Source organism: Nitrospiria bacterium (assembly GCA_035498035.1).
In the GTDB taxonomy this organism is placed as follows: domain Bacteria; phylum Nitrospirota; class Nitrospiria; order JACQBZ01; family JACQBZ01; genus JACQBZ01.
In genome coordinates this window covers 1-21,743 of the sequence record DATKAN010000025.1, presented here as the reverse complement: position 1 = coordinate 21,743, position 21,743 = coordinate 1, and the positions used below count along the sequence as shown (strand labels likewise).

The window sequence follows — 21,743 nt, the reverse complement described above, 5'->3', positions numbered from 1 at the left end:
CCGATCGATTTCCCGTGATACACCGAGGCATGTGATGTCGAAGGCCAGAATACTCTTAATCGAGGATAATCCCCTCCAAGCCAAACAAACCCAGGCTGTCGTGGAGGCGGGCGGCCATGAAGTCATATTGGCCGAGAATGGAGGGACCGGATTCCGATTGGCCAAGACCCAACCCATCGATCTTGTTTTATTGGATGTCGTCCTTCCTGATTTTTCCGGAGCACAGATCTGCCAGTGGTTGAAGCGGGACGAGTCGACCCGTTCCGTACCCGTCATTATGCTGACCTCCAAGGGCTCGGTGGAAGACAAAGTGGCCGGTTTGCAGATCGGAGCGGATGATTACGTTCCCAAGCCGTTCAGCGATAAAGAGTTGCTGGCACGGATTCAGGTTTGCCTGCGGACAAAAATGCGGGAAGACGAGCTTCGGGGCGCCAATGATCAACTCGAAAATCAATTGCTGGATGTCAGACAGAGGGCGATTACGGACGCCGGCACCGGACTTTACAATCGACGGCATTTCTTCGAACTGCTGGATCGAGAGTTCTCTCGCGCCAAGCGATTTAACGAACCCTTTAGCTGTCTCATGATGGATATCGACCATTTCAAGGAAATCAACGATTCCTTCGGCCATCCGATCGGGGACAAGGTCCTGGTCGAAATCGCAGGGATTCTGAAACAGAGCGTGCGATTGATCGAGGTGGCGGCTCGATACGGAGGAGAGGAGTTCGTTCTCTTGCTCCCCAAGACCCGCCCGAACGAGGCGATTAAACCCGCCACCCGAATCCTTGAAAGCGTTTCCTCGCTCCGTTTTCCAGGGTTTCCGCCGGACCGGATCATCACAATCAGCATCGGAATTTCCGGGCTTCCCGATTCCTTGATCGCCTCCAAGGAGGATCTCATTCGATCCGCCGATTTCGCCCTGTATAAAGCCAAACGGGCGGGAAGAAACCGCATCGAGTTGAGCGACGGGGGGGAATTGACCAAGGGTAAGGTTTAGCCCCCCTGCATGTAGGACAGCCGCACCCTTTTCCCTTTTAAATCCTCCTGCGCTTTACGATAGCGTTCCGGTGTACCGATGTCCATCCAATAATCCCCGAACTCGTGACCGAGAAGCCGCTCCCCCTTTTGAAGCATCTCCAGATAGGCATCGATGATGGTGGAGAAACCTTGATCGGGGATATAGGAGAGGACGCGGGGATCCATCACGTGGATGCCGGCGAACATCCTTTTGGCAAGGGCCTTTCCCGTCCAATCCGGTCGGCCCAGAAATTGGCGGATCCGGCGCTGCGGGTCGATGCCGACCGCTCCCCATGAATCGACCTCCGGATCTTCCCTCAGGACCAGGGTGGCCGTGCCATTTTGGCGCTGATGAAATTCGACGAGCCGGTCCAAGCGGATCTCCACCAAGATGTCGCTGTTGATCACCAGAAAAGGTTCGTCGGAGAAGAAGCGGGCCATTTTTTTGATTCCGCCGCCGGTTCCCAGGATCTGGGGTTCTTCCGAATACCGGATCTTCATTCCCCATCGGGATCCGTCTCCCAGGGCCTGCACGATTTTTTCCCCCTGGTAGTGCAGGTTGATGACGACCTCCCTCAGCCCGTATTTTCGAAGCAGCCGCAGCGTATACTCGATCAAAGGTCTATCCTCGAGCGGGAGGAGCGGTTTCGGCAGATTGTCCGTTAAGGGCCTGAGGCGGGTCCCCAGGCCGGCGGCCAGGATCATCGCTTTCATTTATTGAAATTCCGCCACATAAGGTTGAAGGACATCCCTCAGCTTCTTCAACTCCTCGTATCGATTCAGATTGCGCCAAACATATCCCAGCGTCTGGGGTATATAGGGAAGAAGATGAGGCCTTTTTTTCACGATATCAATATAGACAAACCGTCCGGCCGCTTTCAGGTTCCGCTGGAGGCTCATGAGATCGAACAGCTTGCGAAAGGGAGCCCGCTCCGGTCTTTGCAAACCCTTGTTGTTCCATTCCGACCGCCGATCCAGGAAATAATTGATCAGGTCGTCCACCACCGGTTCCGGAAGAACGGCATAAGAATCTCTCAGCAGGGAGGCCAGATCGTAGACACACGGGCCCATCAGGGCATCCTGAAAATCCAGCAGCCAGATACGCTCCCCATGGACCATCAAATTGCGGCTGTGGTAGTCCCGGTGCGTAAGGACCCGGGGTTCCCTGGCCAATGTTTCGCTGATCTTTAAAAATTCCCCGCGAATGGTTTCCCGGTCGCCCGGGTTGATCGAAGCCCCGGTCCGGGCCTCGATCCCGTACTCGAGAAAATGATCGAATTCCCACATGAAAAGAGGCATGTCGAAGGCGCGGCCGAAGGCGATGCAGTTCGTGTTTCGATCGTGGGTCGCCGGTCCCTGGATCTTCAACAGTTCATCGATGGCGAGCCGGTAGTACCGTCGGATTTCCTCGGCCGTGCGGGCCTTCAACTCCTTTTCCAGCGTTTGGTCTCCCAGGTCTTCCAGAAAAAGTAGACCGGCCTTGGGATCATAATAATGGAGTTTCGGGACGGCGACGTCCGATCGGGCCAGATGGCGGAGAATGTTGACATACGGGATTTCGTCGACCCGGACCGTCGAGGCCGATACGGCCTCTTCCGATTTCTTGAACGCCTCCGGTTCGGCCAGCTCCATGAGGATCAGCGTGGCCGGACCATCCCGATTTGTGTAATGAAGACGGTAGTAGGACCGGTTGGAGGCGTCCCCTGGAAGCGCGCGGATGGCGACGTTTGCAGGGGCGATGTCCAGCTTTGTTTTCAGGATGGCGAGAACGGTCTCTCGGTCGAGCATCGAACAAATTGTGCCATTAACCTTTTTTTCTGTCAACCGTTGAAAACGGGGTGGACTTGGGAGTATGATGCCCGCATGCGTATCCTCTTGCAGCATCCGAAACGGGAAACCGAGATCAAGGGGCCCAAGACCGTCGGCCAGCTGTTGAAGAGACTGGATCTTCTGCCGGAGGCCGTGTTGGTCCTCCGGGGCGATGAGCTGGTCACGGAAGACGAAGCGCTGCGGGAGGACGATATGATCGAGATACGGCCGGTGATATCGGGGGGATAACTGCAAAAGCGGGTGGCCGAAGCGGGGCGCCCCACCGAGCGCAGCCGGGGTCCCTACACCGGGCGGGGTGGCGAGCACGGTGGGGCTGCTGAAGGACAGGACCCGCTTTTGCCTGTGAATAGAGGAGATCCGTAGCTTGCGCTGCCGACGATGCGGCGGGAAGGCCGTTCTGAAAATGCCGCGGCATAACACCTCGGTTTGCGCCGCTTGCCTGAACGATTACGTCCTCGAGCAGGTCCGGCGGGCGATCCATGACCAGAAGATGTTCGAACGCGCCGACCGGATTCTGGTGGCCGTTTCGGGTGGAAAAGACAGCCTCACGCTGTGGGACATTCTGATTCGCCTGGGCTATGACACGGCCGGTCTGCATATCCAGCAGGGCATCGGAGATTATTCCGAGGCCTCCCACCGGAAAACGGCCGACTTCGCCCGGTCCCGCTCCGTCGAGCTGATCGTTCATTCTCTCAAAGAGGAAGAGGGAGCCGGGGTGCTGGAACTCGCCGACCTGACCGACCGGAGTCCCTGTTCCGCCTGCGGGGTGATGAAGCGGTACAATTTCAACCGGATTGCTCGCGACCGTGGATTCGACGTCCTGGCGACGGGCCACAATTTGGACGACGAGGCGTCCCGTCTCTTGGGCAATCTCCTTCGGTGGCAGGAGGATTATCTCGCCAAGCAGTCGCCGGCGCTTCCCTCCACCCATGAAAAGTTGGTAAAAAAAGTCAAGCCGCTCTACCGCCTGGCCGAGCGCGAGATCACGGCCTATGCGGTCGTCAACAAGATCGACTACGTGATCGAGGAATGCCCGATGAGCGTCGGGTCCAAGATGCTCGTGAACAAGGAGGTCTTGAACCGGCTCGAGGCGGACGCCCCCGGGACGAAGCAGGCCTTCTACTTCGGTTTTCTGGAGCGACGCAGAGGGGAAGACCTGTTTCGCGAAGACGAAAAGATTCAATCCTGCACCCGCTGCGGCCAACCGACCACGGGAGCGATCTGCTCCTACTGCCGGATTTTGGAAAAGGTAAAGGCCGCGACATGACAGCCCTGCGCCCCGGGGATCGCATCCATCTCGTCAGTAACAAAGGCCGGCGGTACAGCGTGGTGCTGCAAAAGGGCGGCGTCTTCCAGTTCAGCGGCGAGCGGTTTTCGCATGACGATCTGATCGGCCGGCCGGAGGGCGTTTCGGTCCGAACCTCCCGCGGGACGCCTTTCATCGCCCTCCGACCGACGCTCGCCGAGTATGTCCTTAAAATGCCGCGCGGCGCACAGGTGATCTACCCCAAAGACCTCGGACTGATCCTGATGTGGGCCGATATCTACCCCGGCGCGAAGGTTTTGGAGGCCGGAATCGGCTCCGGCGCGCTCACGATGGCGCTGCTTCGGTCCGTGGGGGAGAAAGGTTTTGTGATTTCCTATGAGATCCGCGAGGACTTCGCCAAGCGGGCCCAGGAGAACATCAACCAATTTCTGGGGCCGACGACGAATCTCGTTGTACGGCTGAAAAATATTTACGAAGGGATCGAGGACGGACCGGTGGACCGCTTGGTGCTCGACCTTCCGGAACCCTGGCATGTGGTTCCGCATGCCGTCACGGCCCTTCGTCCGGGCGGAGTTTTTCTCTGTCTGCTCCCGACCGTTCCTCAAGTCCAGCAGGTCGTCGCGGCCCTCCGGGCCGAGAAGGGTTTCGGGTTCATAGAATCCTTCGAGACGCTTCTTCGCACCTGGAATATCGACGGACGCTCCGTCCGCCCCGACCACCGCATGGTGGCGCATTCGGCCTTTCTGACCGTTGCGCGGCGTGTGGTTCCGCAGGAAACAACCTGATGCGCTTTGTTTAGTTTCGATATCGTTTTGCGCCATTCCGATTCAGATCCGATATAAATTGAATACCGCAACCACGAGGAGGGGGCACCCATGCTGAAAGAATTCAAGGAATTCGCGATAAAGGGGAACGCCATCGACATGGCCGTCGGGATCATCATCGGCGCGGCCTTCGGGAAGATCGTCAGCTCGCTGGTCAACGATATCTTGATGCCGCCCATCGGCCTCCTGGTCGGCAATGTGGATTTTTCCGGACTGTTTTTGAGTCTATCCGGACAGCCCTATCGGACGCTGGCCGAGGCGAAGGCGGCCGGCGGTGCGACCATCAACTACGGCCTGTTCATCAATACCGTCATCGATTTTCTCATCGTCTCGTTTGTCATCTTCATGCTGATTCGCCAGATCAATCGATTGAAGAAGGAGCCGGCCGCGCAACCGGCCGCGCCCACCACCCGGGATTGCCCCTACTGCTTCTCGGCGATCTCGATCAAGGCGACCCGTTGTCCTCATTGCACGGCTCAGGTGGAAAGGGCGAAGTAAGGGTTTGTCGTGCCACCCATGGGGTGTAAAAACCAAACTCGACCATTGTCATTCGTTCGACCGGGAGGAACTCAATATGAAGCGGATCATCTCTCTTGTTTTGATATCGGGTTTAATGGGAAGCGCCACGGTTCCGGCCTGGGCCGATGAACCTCCCCCGCCCTGGAAAGGGAGCGTGGGACTGGCCTATGTGGAAACCTCCGGCAACAGCTCGTCCAAGACGTTTTCGGGCGAACTGAAGGTCGAGCGAAACTTTTCATCCTCCAAGCTCACGCTACAGGGCAGCGCCATGTATGCCGAGAGCAACGACGTCACGTCGGACGAGAGCTGGTCCGGATCCCTCAAATACGATCGAAATCTCACCGAACGCAGCTACCTCTATCTTCTCCAGAAGACGGAGCGAAACACGTTCCAGGGAATCGAGTTCCGTTATACCTATCAGGGCGGTATCGGGTATTACCTCCTCAACAGTCCGGCCGACGTTTTGAAGACGGAGCTCGGCGCCGGCTATATTCACGAGGACCAGATCAACCCGTTCCCGGATCGGGGATTTCCGAGCGCGCGCGTCTTCGCCGGTTACACCCACAATTTCACCGAAAAGAACCGCTTCGATGAATGGGTGGAATACCTGCCGAATTTGAAAAATGGACAGGATTATCTGATCAACGAGGAAACGGCCGTGATTACGAATCTGGTTGGAAGTCTGGCCTTGAAGGTGTCCTTCGATGTCGCCTACGACAACCTTCCGCCGCCGGATCACGAGAAAAGCGACCGGACCTTCAAGACGGCCTTGCTGTACACATTTTAGGACGGGGCCGCTTTGGCGCCCGTATGGAACCGGTCGAGGGCGGCCAACCATCCGGCCGAGAGAAGGTAGGCCGCGGCGAGGGCGATCGGGACGGGGGAGTCGGCCGCCCACGGCCAGAACAGCCGGCCGTCGGGAAACGGGGAATGGATCACGCCGAACAGGGCCGCGATTCCGCCCGCGGCGAGAAACGCGGCCGCGGCCCTGAAACGATGATCGATGATCATGCTCAAGGCGCCGGCCCACAGCATCGAAGAGATGATGAAGCCGTTCGCCAGAATCGTGATCGTCCGGACCGTGACGGCCGCGTCTCCCGTCAATTTCTCCACGGACACGCCGGCGCCGCCGAGGGCCGAGGTGACCTGGATGAGGACGAGATAGGCGATGGCCGGAAGAAAGGCCATCGCCACGGCTTTGTGATGGGCCGCCGGCGTGGCCGAGAAGGCCTGCGCCAGGATTTCAAGACCGATGAAAACGAGGATCGGCGCGACGGCCGCTTCCGGAATGATGTTCACGATCCAGGCCAGATAGCCCAGCACCCCGCCCAGTCCGACAAATAAAGCCGTGGCGAGCGTGTAGCCCGCTCCGGCGCCCATGTCTTTATAGGCCGGCTGGCCGATATACGGCGTGGTCTGGAGCACCCCGCCGCACAGTCCGCCGATCAAGGTCGAGATCCCGTCCGTCAATACAATGTCGCGCGCGTTATACTCGTCGCCGCCGGCCGCGGCGCTCTCGGTCACATCGACGCCCCCGATCACGATGGTCAGCGCGAAGGGAAGCACGAGCGCCAAATACGGACCCAGGCCGGACAGGCCCTGGATGAATCCGGCCGTCGGCCGGGGCAGCGCCACGCGCCACCCGGCACCCGGGCCGGTCCGGATTTCCGGGGGGATCAGGCCCGCGGCCGAAAGGGAATAATAAAGCGCGACGCCCACCGCGACGCCCGCGAAGGCCGCCGGGATACCCCCGGGCAGCCGGACGCGTCCGATAAAACCGGTTAGGATGATCACCAGCGACAGAAAACCGACGAGGGGCTGGTGGAACACCTTGAGCAAGGGGAAAAAACCGATCATGAGAATGGCGATCCCCGCGATCGGACCCAGTAATCCGGCGCGGGGCACCAGCCGTCGGAGATAGGGGGTCAGAAAGGCCAGGGGGATTTTGACCCCTCCCGCCACGACGATCGCCGCCGTGGCGATTCGCCAGGCCGCCTCGGGATCTTTTGTGGCCGCAAAGGCCGGACCGATGATCCCGAACGAAAAGGCGAACAGGGAAATGGTGTCGATCCCGAGCGGCATCGCGGTGACGTCCGCGCGCCCGGTTTTCCGGGCCAGGCGGACCGCCATGACCGAATAGACCAGATCCCCGATGAGAACGCCGACCACCGATCCCGGAACGATCCTGTAGAGAACCAGTTCCTTTGGAAACCCAAAAACACCGATCAGGATCCCGCTTAAAATGACCAGCTGGGTGACGTTGTCCAGCATCAGTCCGAAAAACGCGTTGATGTCCCCGGGCCGAACCAGCAGGGAACGCTTCATAGGGCGGTCTCCATCGCAGGGATTGTAAAAACCTGCGGAAGTATATACCACGCCCCCGGTCGTGGCAAGCGTTGTTTGACTTTTCCGGCTTAAATCGGGTAGAGTACGGACGGCGTTTATGTTGCCCAGTCTTGGGGAGAGGGGGTGCCCCGGCCGATCCTCAACTTAGACGAATCTATGTTTCTCTCTAAACTTGTGGGCTAGGGTTTGGACGCATGAGGAGGCCACATGGATACGGAGAAGGTCACCAAGGTTTACTCTGCTTACTCCGGTTTCTACGATCTGCTTTTCGGAAAGATTTTTCATAATTCCCGTGCCGCAGCAATCGATTTGCTGGACTTAAAATCGGGCGACCGTATACTGGAGGTCGGGGTGGGAACGGGCCTTTCACTTCCCCTGTATCCCCGGAACTGTTCCGTCATCGGGATCGACCTGACCGGGCCGATGCTTGAGCAGGGCGCCAAGAAGATCAAGAGGCTCGGGCTGGATCACGTCTATCTGCAACAGATGGACGCCACCCACATGGCCTTTCGGGATAATCTTTTTGATGCGGTCGTGGCGGCGTATGTCATGAGCACCGTCCCGCGTCCCCGGGCCGTGCTGGCCGAGATGATCCGCGTCTGCCGCCCCGGCGGGAAAATCGTCCTGCTCAACCATTTTTCCAACGGAAACCGCCTGGTCTCCCGGGTCGAAAAAACGATCTCGCCCCTTTGCACCTGGATCGGCTTCCGCTCGGATCTTTCGCTGGAGTCGCTTCTGGATCGAACCTGTCTGGATGTCGAACAAAATCTCAAAGTCAACCCCTTTAACTACTGGCATATCGTCCAGTGCGTCAATCGGAAGCCGATCAACGGTGTTTCTTATCCGGAACGGGCCCGCTTGGGCACCATGACATCCAATTGAGGATGGGCTAATCCCATGCACCGGGGCGTACCGTTCAATCCGCATCTTTTTTTTCTGGCCCATATCTTCTTCCTCGTCGTCTTCGTCGCCCTGGTCTGGGCCCTCGTGGTGGTGATCAAGAAACGCCGCGAGCCCAAGGCGCTGATCCTTTCCATCCTTCCGATGGCGCTGATCTTCATCACCACCTACTTCGCGACCCGCGTGCCGATCGCCCATCAGGTGATCAATATCTTCTACAACGCCATCCTGATCTTCAACGCCGTATATTTTTGGAAGACCGGCCCGAGCCCGACCGGGCCGCTCTACCTCGCCTCGGTCATCGGCACCGCCCTCGACTTCGCGATGCATTTCGTCATCATGTGACAGAGCTTTTCGGTGATGAAGGCCTCTGTCAGGACTGAGTAGGGGCGTACGGCCGTACGCCCCTACGAAATTCCCTTTTTCAATGTATTAGGGAGACGATCAGGCGGGTTCGATCACGCATCGAAGGGGGAAGCCGGCCGAGCGGGCCGCTTCGATCGTCTGTTGCTGGCGCAGCTCGGCCTCTTCCAACGGCAGCACGTCCACGACGGCCGCGCCGGTATTGTGGGTTTCGAGCATCAACTCGACCGCCGTGGCGGGATCCTTTTTGAAGATCGCGATCAGGATATGGACCACAAAGTCCATCGTTGTGACGTTATCGTTCAGAAAAATCACCTTGTAAGGCGGGAGCGTTTTTTCACGGATCGCTTCGTCCGTTTCTTGAATCGTGCCGGGTTGAGTGATCGTGGGCATCGGAATTCCGTAGTCGTATTGGTTTTTTTTCGCATTATAACATAGACATAAAGGCTGTCGCAGCACAACTTTATCTTGCTTTTCCGACCGATTGTCTGTATAGTGGCCCAACCCTGTAAAGCCCACGGTCCTGGTAAGGATGGGCTGGGGGAGTGGAACAAATGATCGCGAAGGAACATTCGAAAATGAAATCGAAAATGAGTCTGAAAATGACGTTGCAATGGACCTGGATCCTGAGCCTGTCACTGGCGGCCTTGCCCTTGGGGCTTGACCCGGCCCGGGGCGAATCCGCAGCGGGCGCCAAACTCATGACGGTCTCGGCCGGCGAAGAGATCTCGATCGAATACACTTTAAAACTCGAGGACAAGACCACGGTCGACTCCAATGTGGGGGGCGAACCGTTTAAATTTATTCAGGGAGAGCACCAGGTTGTTCCCGGTCTCGAGACGGCACTGGAGGGGCTTAAGGTGGGCGACAAAAAAACGATCAAGGTCGTCCCGAAAGACGGATACGGCGAAGTCGATCCCAACGCCGTCCAGGAAGTGGATAAGTCCCGAATCCCGCCGGAAGCCCTGGTCATCGGAACCCCCCTTGAAGGGACCGACCCTACGGGCCATCCGATCAATGCCCGGGTGAGTGAGATTAAGGAAAAGACGGTCATCCTTGATCTGAACCATCCCCTGGCCGGTAAAACGCTTTTTTTCGATGTTAAAATCCTCGATATCCAGGCTCAAAACAAGTCGGACTCACAAGACCTTCCCAAATAACGTCCCCGGATCGGTTAGGAAATCTCCCACACGTTCCGGATCAACAACGGTGAGTTGTACCCTCTTTATAGGTCTTTTGGCCCATCCGCATGGGACTTATAGTCCCTTGACCAAGCTTTAAAAGCATGATATTGTTGAAAACCTGGTAAAAATAAAGACCGATCAAAGCCCTTCGATCGTTGCAAAGGAGTGAGATGATTTCCCAGACGGCAGCCTACCTTTCCCAGTATTTTTCGATTTTTATTTTTATCGTGCTGGCCATCGGGTTCGGAGGGGTCACGCTGCTCCTCAGCAACGTTGTTCAACCGCGTCTGGACCTGGAAGAAAAATTATCCCCCTACGAATGCGGGAGCGAGCCGATCTCGGATGCGCGGAATCCATTTCCGGTCCGGTATTACATCATCGCGATGCTTTTCGTGATCTTCGATGTCGAGATGATCTTCATTTATCCCTGGGCGATCGTCTTCGACAAGATCGGATTCTGGGGACTCTTTGAAATGGTGGTGTTCATCGGCTTGTTTGTCTTCGGCTATATCTATGCCTGGAGGAAGGGAGCCCTGCAATGGGAGTAGGAACCCTGGACGGCGAGGGCGGCCTCGTAACCACGACGATCGAGCAGGCGGTCAACTGGGCCCGCAAGGGATCCCTCTGGCCCCTGACCTTCGGCCTGGCCTGCTGCGCGATCGAGATGATGGCGGCGGTCTCGGCCCGGTACGACATCGACCGCTACGGGGCCGGCGTGTTCCGCGCATCGCCGCGGCAGTCGGACCTGATGATCGTGGCCGGGACGGTCTGCCGGCGCATGGCCCCCGTGATCCGGAAGATTTACGATCAGATGCCGGAGCCCAAGTACGTGATCGCGATGGGCTCCTGCGCGACGTCCGGAAATATTTATAACAGCTATGCCGTGGTGCAGGGCGTGGACCGCTTCGTTCCGGTGGACATTTACGTTCCGGGCTGTCCTCCCACTCCCGAGGCCCTCTTCGACGGAATATTAAAACTCCAGCAGAAAATCATGAAGCAAAAGGTTTTCATCAAAAGCCCGATCCTGGGGGCGACGAAGGTTTAAGGCCATGCATCCGAACGCGGAAAAAATCCAGGCCCGGTTTCCGGAGGCCTTCCTCTCGGCGAAGGAATGGCGGGGCGACCTGGCCGTGACGGTCAAAAAGGACGCGATCGTTCCGGTTGGCCGTTACCTGCACGACGATCCCGGGATGGACTTCGATTACATCGTCCATGTCTCCTCGGTCGATTATCCGGAAGATCCGGAGCGCTTCGAGGTGGTGTACGAGTTTTACTCGATCCGCCGCCGCGAGCGGATCCGGATCAAGGCCCGCGTGACGGAGGAGGACGGCTCGATCGATTCGGTGACCGGGATCTGGAAGGGCGCCGATTTCATGGAACGGGAGGTGTTCGACATGATGGGGATCCGCTTCAATCACCATCCCGATCACCGCCGCATCCTCATGCCGGACGAGTACGACGAAGGCTATCCCCTCCGGAAGGATTTTCCCCTGGCCGGAAAAGGGTGGCGCGACACGTTCGAGTTCATCACCGAGGGGTCTCACAAGAAGACGACATGACGACGGAAACCAACCCCAAGACGGTCGAACCCGCGCCCGAGCATCCCGTGGCCGGAGTTCCCGTGCCGAACAAGGCGCTTCCGCTGCTCCGGACCGAGAAGTTGATGCTCAACATGGGTCCCCAGCACCCCAGCACCCACGGCGTCTTGAAGGTCGTCCTGGAGCTGGAAGGGGAGCGGATCGTCAAGGCCACGCCGGTTTTGGGCTTCCTCCATCGCGGGGTGGAAAAGCTGGCCGAGGACGGGACGTATCACCAGTTCATCCCGCACACCGACCGCCTCGATTACGTCTGCGCGATGTACAACAACTTCGCCTACGTCCGCGCCGTCGAAAAACTGCTGGACATGAAGGTGCCGGAGCGGGCCGAGTACCTCCGGACGATCGTGGCCGAGATCCAGCGGATCATCGGCCATCTCTTCTGGCTCGGGACGCAGGCGCTGGACATCGGCGCGATGACCGTTTTCTTCTATACCTTTCGGGAACGGGAAGTGCTGTTGGACTTCTTCGACGACCTGTGCGGCGCGAGGCTCACGACGACCTGGTACCGGATCGGCGGGGTCGAAAACGACATCAGCCCCAAGCTGATCGATCACCTCTACAAATTTCTGGAGAACTTCAGCGAAAAGCTGGACGAGTACAACGCGCTGCTGGAGACCAACCGGATCTGGCTCGCGCGGACGAAGGGCATCGCCGTAATCTCGGCCGAGGATGCGATCAGCTTCGGGCTGTCGGGGCCGACGCTTCGGGGCTCCGGCGTGGATTACGACCTCCGAAAGTACGAGCCCTACGGGGCCTACGACAAGGTCCAGTGGGAGGTGCCGGTCGGAAAGAACGGCGACACCTACGACCGCTACTGGATCCGGATCCTGGAGATGAAGGAGAGCGCCAAGATCGTCAAGCAATGCCTCGATCAGCTGCCGCAAGGGCCGTACATGGTGGAAGACCCGCGCGTGACGCTTCCGCAAAAAGACAAGGTCTTCACGAACCTGGAGCATATGATCCGTCAGTTCAAGCTCTTCACGCAGGGGTTCAATACGCCGCCCGGTGAAATCTATTGCGGCACCGAGGCGCATAAGGGCGAGCTCGGGTTTTATATTGTGAGCGACGGGAGCGGGAAACCCTACCGCCTGAAGATCCGCGCCCCTTCGTTCGTTCACATGGGCGCCTTCGATTATATGGCCCGCGGCTACATGATCGCCGACATCGTCACGATTTTTGGAACCTACGACATTGTGATGGGGGAGTGTGATCGGTAAGGCAGTAAGGAGTGAGGTGTAAGGAGTAAGGAGAAAAATCTGTCTCCTCACGCCTGACTCTTCACTCCTCACGAAGCGTTCAACGAGGAAAAAGCGAAATGGGTACACGAGACGCAAAAGAAGCGAGGCTCCTGGGGGCCGGGGAGGAGATCGAGCTCACGATCGACGGCCAGAAGGTCACGGCCACCTCGGGCCGGTCGCTTTACGATGTGCTGAGCGGGATGGGAAAGATCATCCCGGCGATGTGCTACCACTACACCTTCACGCCCTTCGGGTCCTGCGGGATGTGCCTGGTCGAGGTCGAGGGCAAAAAGGCGCCCGTCCGTTCCTGCACCGCCTCGGCCCAGGCCGGCATGGTCGTCCGGACCGAGACGCCGGAAATGAAGGAGGCCCAGAAAAAGGCGCTGATCAAGCATCTGTCCACCCATCCGTTGGACTGTCCGGTTTGCGACGCCGACGGCCATTGCGAGCTTCAGGATTTCACCTTCCAGTTCGGCATCGGCGAGGTGCCCAACGTGAAGCAGAAGGGGATCCCGGAAGACACCCGGTCCCTCGTCCTCGACTTCAACATGAACCGCTGCATCGTCTGCGGACAGTGCATCAACGTCTGCAAGGAGGTCCAGCTGGTGGACGCGCTGACCTTCCTGAAAAAAGACGGCAACACGATCGTGACGGCGAAGGAGGACAAGCCGCTTTATTGCGAGTTCTGCGGCGACTGTCTCGCGGTCTGCCCGGTCGGCGCCATCACCAACAAGTTCTCCAAATACCTCTACAAGCCCTGGCAGATGAAGAAGACGCTGACCACCTGCCCGTATTGCGGCGACGGCTGCCAGATCGCGGTCGAGACCAAGGACAACCGGATCGTCCGCGTCACCTCCAAGTTGTCGTGGAAGTCCAAGTGGGGGGAGCGGGCCGATACCGCCAAGGGACACGGCGGCATCTGCGGGCGGGGCCGCTTCGGGTTTCAGATGGTCAACAGCCCTGACCGGCTCAAGCTTCCTCTCGTCCGAAAAGAGGGCCGCCTGGCCGAAACCCCCTGGCTGGACGCCCAGGACCTCGTCGCCGGGGAATTGTCGAAGATCAAGATGGAGCACGGCGGACAGGCGATCGCCGGCCTGATCTCGGCCCGATGCACCAACGAGGACATCTATCTTTTCCAGAAATTCATGCGGGTCGGCCTGGGGACGAACCAGATCGACAGCACCGCACGCTACGGCCAGATGAATGTCGTCGCGGCCCTGCGCAAGGCCTTCGGGACCCCCCGCATCCGTATGATGAACAACGCGGAGCAGGTGACGAAGGCCGATGCGATCTTCATCATCGGGTCGGACATCACCGAGACGCATCCCGTATTCAATATCCGGGTGAAGGAGGCCTTGCGGAAATACAAGGCGAAGGTGATCGTGGCCGACCCGATCTCGACCCCCATGGCCAAGCTGGCCACCCATCATCTGGCGATCAAACCCGGCTCGGAACGCGCCTTGATCCAGGGGCTGGTCGGGATCATCCTGGAGCGCGGCTTGTGCGACGAGACCGTTTTGCAGAAATATCCGTCGGCGGTCGAGGCCTTGAAGGCGGCCGCGGCGGCCGTCCCGATCGGGGCGGCGGCCGAAGAGACCGGGATCGCCCCGGAACGATTGGCCGAGGCGGCCGAGATCCTGGCCAAGGCCGAACGCGGGGTGATCCTCTTTGAAGAAGGGATCACGAAGCGGCGGAACGGCTATCAAAACGTCCTGAACCTGGTGGACCTTGCGCTCGTCGCCGGCTGCTTCGAGAAGGACGGCGCCGGCCTGAACGCCCTGTGCGAGGAGAACAACGAAATCGGCGTGATCGACATGGGCGGGGCATCGGAGTTCCTTCCGGGGGCGTCGGAGTACCAGAACGCCGAGGCCCGGGCCAAAATTTCGAGGGAATGGCGGGAAGAGCTCCCGACCACGCCCTCCGCCGATCTCGCCCGGATCCTGGAGCGCGCCCGGAGGGGCGAGATCAAGGCGCTCTACATCGTGGGGGAAGATCCGGTCGGCACCCTTCCGGCCTCGATGGGCGCGGCCGAGGCGCTTTCGAAGATCGATCTCGTGATCGTGCAGGATCCCTTCCTGACCGAGACCGGCCGGCTGGCCCACGTCGTCCTGCCGGCGACGACCTACGCCGAGAAGGAAGGGAGCTTTACCAGCATGGAGGGCAAGGTCAATCCCGTCCGCATGGCCCTGGAGCCGATCGGGGAAAGCAAACCGGACTGGGAGATTTTCTCGGAGCTGGCCTGGAGGATGAACGTTCCGCTGGAGTACGGGAGCGCCAAGGAAATTCACCGCGAGATCGCCAAGACGATTCCGGGCTATTTTACGACGAAGCCGGAGCCCTTGCCGATCCACCTGTCCGCTTACCTCAACAACGGCTATGCGCAGGAAACCCATGCGCGCTACGCCGTGAAGCTCCGCCCCGATCCGTCTTCCGTCCCGGCCGATTATCCCTTCACGTTGGTCCTGGGCCAGATCCTGTACCACTCCGGAAAATATTCGACCCGGGCCGAGGGCTTGATGAAGATCTATAACAAGGCGCTGCTTCAGGTCGGTCCGGCGGATGCCGAGCGGCTCGGGCTGGCTTCGGGCGATCGGGTGATCCTCAAATCGCCGTCGGGTCAGACGGAGGTCGGGGTGGAGGTTCAGCCCCGTCTTCCGGCCGGGTTGGTCTTTTTCCCGGAGCATTTCAACTCTCCGCCCGTCAAGGACCTGATCGCGGCCGAGGTCGATCCGGTCACCCGCGTGATTTACCACAAACAGGGCGCGGTCGCCATTCATGCCAAGCCGAAGGCGGCTTCCGCCCCGGGCGGCAACGGACAAGGAGCCTCCGCGTGAAGCGAAGCCGCAGCCTGATTCAAAAGATCCTGATGCTGGAAATCGTCAAGGCCTTATGGGTGGTTTTCCGGCATATGTTCGGCAAAGGGGTGACCTTCCAATACCCGCACGTGAAACGGGCGCTGCCCGATACGCATCGCGGGGCGTTGGGCCTGTTGCGCTACGACGACGGAGTGGAACGTTGCGTGGGATGCGATCTGTGCGAGGCGGCCTGCCCGTCCCGCTGCATCAAGGTCGTGAGCGAACAGATCCCGGACAAGCCGCTGGTCCGCTACGCCAGCGAGTTTTACATCGACATGACGAAATGCGTCTTCTGCGGTTTCTGCGTGGAAGCCTGCCCGGTCAACGCGCTCGGGATGACGAAGCTTTACGAGTATTCCACCGAAAACAAGCGGGACCTTTATTTCGATAAGAAGAAACTGTACGAAATCGGCGAAAAATATTTCGCCGACGCGAAGGCGTACCTCGTGGCCCACCGTCAGGAACAGGCCGATGAAACCGCCAAAGCGTACCGGTACAAATTCCCGTTCCCCGTCCTGACCGAGAAAAAGGAGTAGCCGGCCGTCCATGGTCCAGCAGGTGTTCTTCTACTATCTGGCCTTCGCCAGCATCGCGAGCGCCGTGCTGACCGTCGGTTTGAGAAACCCGGTCCATTGCGGCCTTGCCCTCTTATCCCTGCTGTTCCACATCGCAGGGTTTTTTGTTTTGTTGAACGCCGAGTTCATCGCGGCGGTTCAGATCATCATCTATGCCGGCGCGATCCTGGTGCTCTATCTTTTTGTCCTGATGCTCCTGAACCTCAAGAGCGAGGAGCGCTATCTCCATCGCCGCTACGCCCTTTGGATGTTCTTCGGCCTGCTGGCCGCGGGCCAGGCCTTCTGGCTCCTCCTCCATTCGCCCTTTGCGGGTAAGCCCGGGGATGTGACCCCGGACAAGATCACCCAGTTCGGGCACAGTCAGACGATCGGGATCGTATTGTTCAACGACTACTTCCTTCCGTTTGAAATCGTCGGCGTCTTCCTGCTGGGCGCGATCATCGGCGCGATCGTGCTGGCCAAGGACCGCCCCCCGGAGGTCGGGAAGGAGAGGACGTCCCCATGATTCCGTTGTCCTCCTACCTGGCGGTGAGCTCGGTACTGTTTGTGATCGGTCTGATCGGTGTGCTGATCCGGAGAAATTTTATCATTATATTAATGGCGGTCGAGATCATGCTGAACGCGGCCAACCTCAATCTGGTCGCGTTCTCGTCCTATCTGGATTCGATGGCCGGGCAGATCGTGGCCCTGTTCATCATCGCCGTGGCCGCCGGCGAGGCGGCCGTGGGCCTGGCGATCATCATCGTCGTCTTCCGCGGCCGGATCGCCACGAACGTGGACCAGATCAATTTGTTGAAATGGTGACCGTGTATCGGCGGGTGGCCGCAGGCGGGGCGTCCCATTCTGCAGCCGCCGTTTGCCACTGGGCCAAGCGGCGACTCGGCTTGCGTTTGGGCCACCCGGCTTGGCGAAGGACGCGGCCCGCAGGGTCAATTTTCCGCAGAGCTTCTTCGGAAAATTGAGCGGCCGAGCCTTAGCCGGGTCAAACGAAAGCCGTCGGAGCCGAAGGGTCCAGTGTCAAACGGCGCATGATTGACCTCGATCGAGCGTAGGACAGAATGTGCAAATCATGAGAAACAAATAACGCGATGGACATCATCTGGCTCATACCGGCTTTTCCGCTGCTGGCCGTTCTGATCAACGGGCTGTTCGGCCACCGGCTGTCCGAGCGCGCCGTGAGCGCGACGGCCGTCGGCTCGGTCGGGCTCTCGTTCCTGGTCGCCACGGCGACGCTGATGCGTGTGATCGGCGATCCATCGCCCGCGGTCGCGACCCTCTTCACCTGGATTCCGGGCGGGGATCTCACGATCGAGTTCAACGCCCTGATCGATCCGCTGACCGCCGTCATGATGATGGTGATCACCGGCGTCGGCTTCCTGATCCATGCCTACTCGATCGGCTACATGCGCGGCGACTCCGGCTACGCCCGCTACTTCACCTACCTGAACCTTTTCACCGTTTCGATGCTGATCCTGGTGATGGGCGGGAACTACCTCGTGATGTTCGTCGGCTGGGAAGGCGTCGGTCTCTGCTCGTATCTGTTGATCGGCTACTGGTACGAGCGGACCTCGGCCATCAAGGCCGGGACGAAGGCCTTCGTCGTGAACCGGATCGGGGACGCCGGATTCCTTGTCGGTCTCTTTTTGATCTTCGCCCAATTCGGAACGCTCAATTACAGCGAGGTCTTCGCGCGCGCGGGCGAACTCTCGACCGCAACCGCAACCGCGATCACGCTCTGTCTGTTCATCGGCGCGATCGGAAAATCGGCCCAGCTTCCGCTGTACACCTGGCTTCCGGACGCGATGGAAGGACCGACGCCGGTTTCGGCACTGATCCATGCCGCCACGATGGTGACGGCCGGCGTTTACATGGTCGTCCGCAACCATGTCCTGTTCAATATGGCGCCGGTTTCCCTCGAGACGGTGGCCGCGATCGGCGCGGCAACGGCGCTTTTCTCGGCCACGATCGGCCTGGTCCAGTACGACATCAAACGGGTGCTGGCCTACTCGACCGTCAGCCAGCTCGGTTACATGTTTCTTGCCTGCGGCGTGGGCGCTTACGCCTCGGCCATCTTCCATCTCGTCACCCATGCCTTCTTCAAAGCGCTACTGTTCATGTCGGCCGGAAGCGTGATCCATGCGATGGGCGGAGAGCAGGATATGCGAAAGATGGGCGGCCTGGCGAAGCATCTCCCGAAGACCGCCACGGTCTTCATCATCGGCGCATTGGCCCTGGCCGGAATTCCGCCGCTGGCCGGATTCTGGAGCAAGGATGAGATTATGGGCGCGGCGTTCCGAAACGGCCCTCTGGTCTTGTGGATCATGGGACCGATCACCGCCGCGATGACATCCTTTTATATGTTCCGTCAGGTCTACATGACTTTTTTTGGACCCTCCCGGATGGATCATGAGGTTGAACACCACCTGCATGAATCGCCCAACGTGATGATCTATCCCTTGATCGTGTTGGCGGCGCTCTCGCTGCTGGGCGGGCTGCTGCTCGGATTTCCCCCGGAAGAAGGATGGATCCACCATTTCCTCGGGCCGGCCGCCGGCGTGCGGGAGGCGCATGTCTTGGACACCACGGACATTGTTTTGATGGTTTTGTCGGCGGGGATCGCACTGGCCGGATGGTTGGCGGCGCGTCAGATTTATTTAAAGAAGCCCGAAGCGGCCGTTGCGCTGGCGAGACGGTTTTCGACGGCCCATTCCGTTCTTTACAACAAGTACTGGGTGGATGAGTTTTACGATGCGACGGTGGTCGAGCCGTCAAAGGTTCTGGGCCGTGGGGCGAACCGATTCGACGACCGGATTATCGACGGGATCGTGAACGCCGTGGGGAATCTCACACAGGCCGGCGCGGCCATGAGCACCTGGGTCGAGAAGTACGTGATCTACGGCATACTGAATATCACCGGCTATTTGAATCATATCGCTGCGGGGATCTTGAGAAAGATTCAGTCGGGGCAGGTGCATCATTACGCCGCGCTTCTCGTGGTCGGGATTTTTATTCTGGTGAATCTGTATCTCTGGTTTTTCAGTGACACGACGATGTCCGTTCTGTTAACACGGCTGTCGCTTGGCTCTGGGAATTAATACAAACGGCCTTTTGAGTGACATTCGGCGGGTGGCCGATTGGGGTTGGGCCCAAGAGGCGACTCGGCTTACGTGTGGGGGAACCCGGCTTGGCGAAGGACGCGGCCCGGAGGGCCAATTTTCCGCAAATCCTCTTCGGAAAATTGAGCGGCCAAGCCTTAGCCGGGTCAAACGAAAGCCGCCGGAGCCGACGGGTCTAACTCCAATCGGCCTACGATTCAGCCGCAGGACAGGAACCGCCGAGGGGGCAGGATTAAAGTTGCTCGTATTTAGGAGAATGCGGATCGCATGAACCTCCAAATTTTCTGGAATCAACAGATCGGGTTTCCCATATTGACGCTGCTGATCTTCTTCCCCGTTGCGGGAGCGGTCAGCCTCTGGATGCGAAAGGATCCCCGCGCCGCGAGGGTCGAGGCGCTTGTCGTCAGCCTCATCGTGCTGGCCTTGTCGCTTCTCCTCTTCTTCAATTTCGCCGCGGGCGTTTCGGCGATGCAGTTCGTCGAGTACGTCCCCTGGATCGCGCCGCTCGGGATCAGTTATCATCTCGGGATCGACGGGATCAGCCTGTTTCTGGTTATTCTCACCGCGCTCCTGACAGTCTTGACCATCCTTTACTCCTGGGACCGCGTCCGGGAGAATCTCCGCGAATATCTGATCTGCCTCCTCATCCTGGAATCGACGATGATCGGGGTGTTTATCGCGCTGGATCTCGTTCTGTTCTTCGTCTTCTGGGAGGTGATGTTGATCCCGATGTACTTCCTGATCAAGACCTGGGGGACCGGACCGGAACGGGATTACGCCGCGCTCAAATACGTCGTGTACAACCTGACCGGAAGCGTACTGATGCTGGTGGGTTTTATCATTCTTTATTTGAATTATCGCGACTGGGCCTCCCAGATCCGCGGCCTGGAACCCTATTCGTTTGACTACCAGAAACTACTGCATGCGCCGGTTTCTTATGACAAACAGCTCTGGATTTTTGCGCTCGTCTTTCTGGGTTTTGCCGTCAAGGGCCCGATCTTCCCCTTCCATACCTGGCTCCCAAGCGCGATGCTTCAGGGGCCGATCGCGGTGGGCGTGATGCTCTCCGGCGTGAAGCTGGGCAGCTATGGCCTCCTGCGGTTCAACCTGCCGCTGACTCCCGAGGCCTCGCAAATAGCCGTGCCGCTGATGATGGCGCTTGCGCTGATCGGGCTGATCTACGGCGCGTTCATCGCGCTGTCCCAGCCGAATCTGATGACGATGATGGCCTATGCCGGGATCAGTCATCTCGGTTTCGTGACGGTGGGGTTGTTCGCCTTGAATCAGATCGGGATCGAGGGCGCGCTGCTCCAGATGGTAAACCTGGGCGTCGCCGGCGCCGGCATGATCTTTGTCGTGGGTTTCCTGCTCGACCGCAGGGGTTCGTTCAATATACACGATTACGGCGGACTGGCGAAGCGTGTGCCGGTGTTTGCGACGCTGTCCCTGATCATCGTACTGGCCTCGCTGGCGCTTCCGGGGACGAATGTCTTTATCGGGGAGTTCATGATACTGGTCGGGGCGTTCAAGGCCGGCCCGCTGTATGCCGTCGTCGGCGTTGTTGCCGTGATCCTGGGAGCGGCCTACCTGCTCTGGATGTACGAGCGGGTGATGCTGGGGAAGATCGAAAAGCCGGAAGTCGCCGCGATGCCGGATCTCAATTTCCGGGAAGCGGCGATCGCCTGTACTATGGTCGGTCTTATTCTCTGGATCGGGCTGTATCCCGCGCCGCTGCTTTCCCGCATGGAGCCCTCGGTCCGTGCGGTGGTCGATCGTCTAGAGAATAAGGAACTGCCCTTGAATCCGGTCGTACGGATCGATCCGAATAATCCCCATGCCTATCTTCTGGAGATTCTGTCTCATGCCGATTCGGCTCCGGCCGTCGGTGCATCCGAGGGGTCGGTGAAATGACGGAGCACATTCTATCCATCATACTGTTCGCGCCCTTCGTCGGGGTGGCGCTGCTTCTCTTCATCCCGAACGAGAAACCGCTGCTGGTTCGGTCCGTCGCCGCGATCGCCGGACTGATCCCGACGCTGGCCTCGTTTTATCTCCTGTACAATTACGATTCGGCCGCGGGCGGGTATCAGTTCACGGAGCAGTACGTCTGG

Annotated in this window: 24 protein-coding genes; 20 read left to right on the top strand and 4 right to left on the bottom strand. The window is 59.0% G+C overall.

Annotated features, from left to right (window positions below):
* Window positions 1-34 precede the first annotated feature (34 nt).
* A complete protein-coding gene (locus VMN77_04465) occupies window positions 35-997 on the top strand; it encodes a diguanylate cyclase (protein HTN43033.1) in 963 nt (320 codons plus the stop codon).
* On the opposite strand, the gene VMN77_04460 is transcribed toward VMN77_04465, so the two are convergent.
* On the bottom strand, window positions 994-1,731 hold the full coding sequence (locus VMN77_04460; protein ID HTN43032.1) for a nucleotidyltransferase family protein: 738 nt from the start codon (window positions 1,729-1,731) through the stop codon (window positions 994-996). The two genes, VMN77_04465 and VMN77_04460, sit on opposite strands and share 4 nt — an antisense overlap.
* Window positions 1,732-2,805, bottom strand: a complete 1,074-nt coding sequence (locus VMN77_04455; protein HTN43031.1) for a phosphotransferase — start codon at window positions 2,803-2,805, stop codon at window positions 1,732-1,734. It abuts the gene before it with no gap.
* A gap of 75 nt (window positions 2,806-2,880) precedes the next feature.
* Here VMN77_04455 and VMN77_04450 point away from each other — a divergent pair, with 75 nt between their 5' ends.
* The 5 genes from VMN77_04450 (at window position 2,881) to VMN77_04430 (ending at window position 6,244) form a co-directional block, all read left to right on the top strand.
* Window positions 2,881-3,075, top strand: coding sequence for a MoaD/ThiS family protein (locus VMN77_04450; protein ID HTN43030.1), 195 nt, complete (start codon window positions 2,881-2,883; stop codon window positions 3,073-3,075).
* Between the two features lie 136 nt (window positions 3,076-3,211).
* Complete coding sequence (locus VMN77_04445; GenBank protein ID HTN43029.1) at window positions 3,212-4,114, top strand: TIGR00269 family protein; 903 nt, start codon at window positions 3,212-3,214, stop codon at window positions 4,112-4,114.
* Window positions 4,111-4,899 (top strand): tRNA (adenine-N1)-methyltransferase, encoded by a 789-nt coding sequence (locus VMN77_04440; protein ID HTN43028.1) that lies wholly within the window; start codon window positions 4,111-4,113, stop codon window positions 4,897-4,899. The genes VMN77_04445 and VMN77_04440 overlap by 4 nt, the downstream gene beginning before the upstream one ends.
* Window positions 4,900-4,989: 90 nt before the next feature.
* Window positions 4,990-5,436 carry a large conductance mechanosensitive channel protein MscL gene (mscL, locus tag VMN77_04435; GenBank protein ID HTN43027.1) on the top strand — a complete coding sequence of 149 codons (447 nt, stop codon included), beginning with the start codon at window positions 4,990-4,992 and terminating at the stop codon, window positions 5,434-5,436.
* Window positions 5,437-5,512: 76 nt separating this feature from the next.
* Window positions 5,513-6,244 carry a DUF481 domain-containing protein gene (locus VMN77_04430; GenBank protein ID HTN43026.1) on the top strand — a complete coding sequence of 244 codons (732 nt, stop codon included), beginning with the start codon at window positions 5,513-5,515 and terminating at the stop codon, window positions 6,242-6,244.
* Here the strand turns inward: VMN77_04430 and VMN77_04425 are convergent.
* Window positions 6,241-7,782 (bottom strand): MFS transporter, encoded by a 1,542-nt coding sequence (locus VMN77_04425; GenBank protein HTN43025.1) that lies wholly within the window; start codon window positions 7,780-7,782, stop codon window positions 6,241-6,243. The genes VMN77_04430 and VMN77_04425 overlap by 4 nt on opposite strands.
* Window positions 7,783-8,010: 228 nt before the next feature.
* Between VMN77_04425 and VMN77_04420 the strand changes: the two genes are divergently transcribed.
* Window positions 8,011-8,685 (top strand): methyltransferase domain-containing protein, encoded by a 675-nt coding sequence (locus VMN77_04420; GenBank protein HTN43024.1) that lies wholly within the window; start codon window positions 8,011-8,013, stop codon window positions 8,683-8,685.
* Window positions 8,686-8,700: 15 nt separating this feature from the next.
* Window positions 8,701-9,048: a hypothetical protein gene (locus VMN77_04415; GenBank protein ID HTN43023.1), complete on the top strand. Its 348-nt coding sequence runs from the start codon at window positions 8,701-8,703 to the stop codon at window positions 9,046-9,048.
* A 99-nt stretch (window positions 9,049-9,147) separates the two neighbouring features.
* Here VMN77_04415 and VMN77_04410 read toward each other — a convergent pair whose 3' ends face one another.
* Entirely contained in the window at window positions 9,148-9,459 is a 312-nt protein-coding gene (locus tag VMN77_04410; GenBank protein ID HTN43022.1) for an ATP-dependent Clp protease adaptor ClpS, read from the bottom strand.
* 185 nt (window positions 9,460-9,644) lie between these two features.
* Here VMN77_04410 and VMN77_04405 point away from each other — a divergent pair, with 185 nt between their 5' ends.
* The 12 genes from VMN77_04405 to VMN77_04350 form a co-directional block, all read left to right on the top strand.
* Entirely contained in the window at window positions 9,645-10,226 is a 582-nt protein-coding gene (locus VMN77_04405; GenBank protein HTN43021.1) for a peptidylprolyl isomerase, read from the top strand.
* A gap of 194 nt (window positions 10,227-10,420) precedes the next feature.
* A complete protein-coding gene (gene ndhC / locus VMN77_04400; protein HTN43020.1) occupies window positions 10,421-10,798 on the top strand; it encodes an NADH-quinone oxidoreductase subunit A in 378 nt (125 codons plus the stop codon).
* Window positions 10,789-11,295, top strand: coding sequence for an NADH-quinone oxidoreductase subunit B family protein (locus VMN77_04395; GenBank protein ID HTN43019.1), 507 nt, complete (start codon window positions 10,789-10,791; stop codon window positions 11,293-11,295). Before ndhC ends, VMN77_04395 begins: the two co-directional genes overlap by 10 nt.
* Before the next feature lie 4 nt (window positions 11,296-11,299).
* A complete protein-coding gene (locus VMN77_04390) occupies window positions 11,300-11,809 on the top strand; it encodes an NADH-quinone oxidoreductase subunit C (GenBank protein HTN43018.1) in 510 nt (169 codons plus the stop codon).
* Between the two features lie 83 nt (window positions 11,810-11,892).
* The gene (gene nuoD, locus VMN77_04385) at window positions 11,893-13,065 is read left to right on the top strand and encodes an NADH dehydrogenase (quinone) subunit D (GenBank protein HTN43017.1); all 1,173 of its coding nucleotides are present in this window, start codon (window positions 11,893-11,895) and stop codon (window positions 13,063-13,065) included.
* Between the two features lie 98 nt (window positions 13,066-13,163).
* Entirely contained in the window at window positions 13,164-15,920 is a 2,757-nt protein-coding gene (locus VMN77_04380; protein ID HTN43016.1) for a molybdopterin-dependent oxidoreductase, read from the top strand.
* The gene (gene nuoI / locus VMN77_04375; GenBank protein ID HTN43015.1) at window positions 15,917-16,477 is read left to right on the top strand and encodes an NADH-quinone oxidoreductase subunit NuoI; all 561 of its coding nucleotides are present in this window, start codon (window positions 15,917-15,919) and stop codon (window positions 16,475-16,477) included. Before VMN77_04380 ends, nuoI begins: the two co-directional genes overlap by 4 nt.
* 10 nt (window positions 16,478-16,487) lie before the next feature.
* Window positions 16,488-17,021 (top strand): NADH-quinone oxidoreductase subunit J, encoded by a 534-nt coding sequence (locus tag VMN77_04370; protein ID HTN43014.1) that lies wholly within the window; start codon window positions 16,488-16,490, stop codon window positions 17,019-17,021.
* Complete coding sequence (gene nuoK / locus VMN77_04365) at window positions 17,018-17,320, top strand: NADH-quinone oxidoreductase subunit NuoK (protein HTN43013.1); 303 nt, start codon at window positions 17,018-17,020, stop codon at window positions 17,318-17,320. Before VMN77_04370 ends, nuoK begins: the two co-directional genes overlap by 4 nt.
* Before the next feature lie 284 nt (window positions 17,321-17,604).
* Window positions 17,605-19,611: an NADH-quinone oxidoreductase subunit L gene (nuoL, locus tag VMN77_04360; protein ID HTN43012.1), complete on the top strand. Its 2,007-nt coding sequence runs from the start codon at window positions 17,605-17,607 to the stop codon at window positions 19,609-19,611.
* A 288-nt stretch (window positions 19,612-19,899) separates the two neighbouring features.
* Window positions 19,900-21,543 (top strand): NADH-quinone oxidoreductase subunit M, encoded by a 1,644-nt coding sequence (locus VMN77_04355; GenBank protein ID HTN43011.1) that lies wholly within the window; start codon window positions 19,900-19,902, stop codon window positions 21,541-21,543.
* The coding region (locus VMN77_04350) for a hypothetical protein (protein HTN43010.1) at window positions 21,540-21,743 on the top strand (204 nt) is incomplete at its 3' end. The genes VMN77_04355 and VMN77_04350, both read left to right, overlap by 4 nt.

Coding starts and splice junctions, on each gene's coding strand:
- nuoK (HTN43013.1), top strand. CDS start 17,018: ATGATTCCGTTGTCCTCCTACCTGGCGGTGAGCTCGGTACTGTTTGTG.
- nuoL (HTN43012.1), top strand. CDS start 17,605: ATGGACATCATCTGGCTCATACCGGCTTTTCCGCTGCTGGCCGTTCTG.
- VMN77_04420 (HTN43024.1), top strand. CDS start 8,011: ATGGATACGGAGAAGGTCACCAAGGTTTACTCTGCTTACTCCGGTTTC.
- VMN77_04425 (HTN43025.1), bottom strand. CDS start 7,782: ATGAAGCGTTCCCTGCTGGTTCGGCCCGGGGACATCAACGCGTTTTTC.
- VMN77_04370 (HTN43014.1), top strand. CDS start 16,488: ATGGTCCAGCAGGTGTTCTTCTACTATCTGGCCTTCGCCAGCATCGCG.
- VMN77_04390 (HTN43018.1), top strand. CDS start 11,300: ATGCATCCGAACGCGGAAAAAATCCAGGCCCGGTTTCCGGAGGCCTTC.
- VMN77_04460 (HTN43032.1), bottom strand. CDS start 1,731: ATGAAAGCGATGATCCTGGCCGCCGGCCTGGGGACCCGCCTCAGGCCC.
- VMN77_04455 (HTN43031.1), bottom strand. CDS start 2,805: ATGCTCGACCGAGAGACCGTTCTCGCCATCCTGAAAACAAAGCTGGAC.
- VMN77_04430 (HTN43026.1), top strand. CDS start 5,513: ATGAAGCGGATCATCTCTCTTGTTTTGATATCGGGTTTAATGGGAAGC.
- VMN77_04355 (HTN43011.1), top strand. CDS start 19,900: ATGAACCTCCAAATTTTCTGGAATCAACAGATCGGGTTTCCCATATTG.
- VMN77_04405 (HTN43021.1), top strand. CDS start 9,645: ATGAAATCGAAAATGAGTCTGAAAATGACGTTGCAATGGACCTGGATC.
- VMN77_04395 (HTN43019.1), top strand. CDS start 10,789: ATGGGAGTAGGAACCCTGGACGGCGAGGGCGGCCTCGTAACCACGACG.
- mscL (HTN43027.1), top strand. CDS start 4,990: ATGCTGAAAGAATTCAAGGAATTCGCGATAAAGGGGAACGCCATCGAC.
- VMN77_04465 (HTN43033.1), top strand. CDS start 35: ATGTCGAAGGCCAGAATACTCTTAATCGAGGATAATCCCCTCCAAGCC.
- VMN77_04410 (HTN43022.1), bottom strand. CDS start 9,459: ATGCCCACGATCACTCAACCCGGCACGATTCAAGAAACGGACGAAGCG.
- VMN77_04415 (HTN43023.1), top strand. CDS start 8,701: ATGCACCGGGGCGTACCGTTCAATCCGCATCTTTTTTTTCTGGCCCAT.
- VMN77_04450 (HTN43030.1), top strand. CDS start 2,881: ATGCGTATCCTCTTGCAGCATCCGAAACGGGAAACCGAGATCAAGGGG.
- VMN77_04380 (HTN43016.1), top strand. CDS start 13,164: ATGGGTACACGAGACGCAAAAGAAGCGAGGCTCCTGGGGGCCGGGGAG.
- ndhC (HTN43020.1), top strand. CDS start 10,421: ATGATTTCCCAGACGGCAGCCTACCTTTCCCAGTATTTTTCGATTTTT.
- VMN77_04440 (HTN43028.1), top strand. CDS start 4,111: ATGACAGCCCTGCGCCCCGGGGATCGCATCCATCTCGTCAGTAACAAA.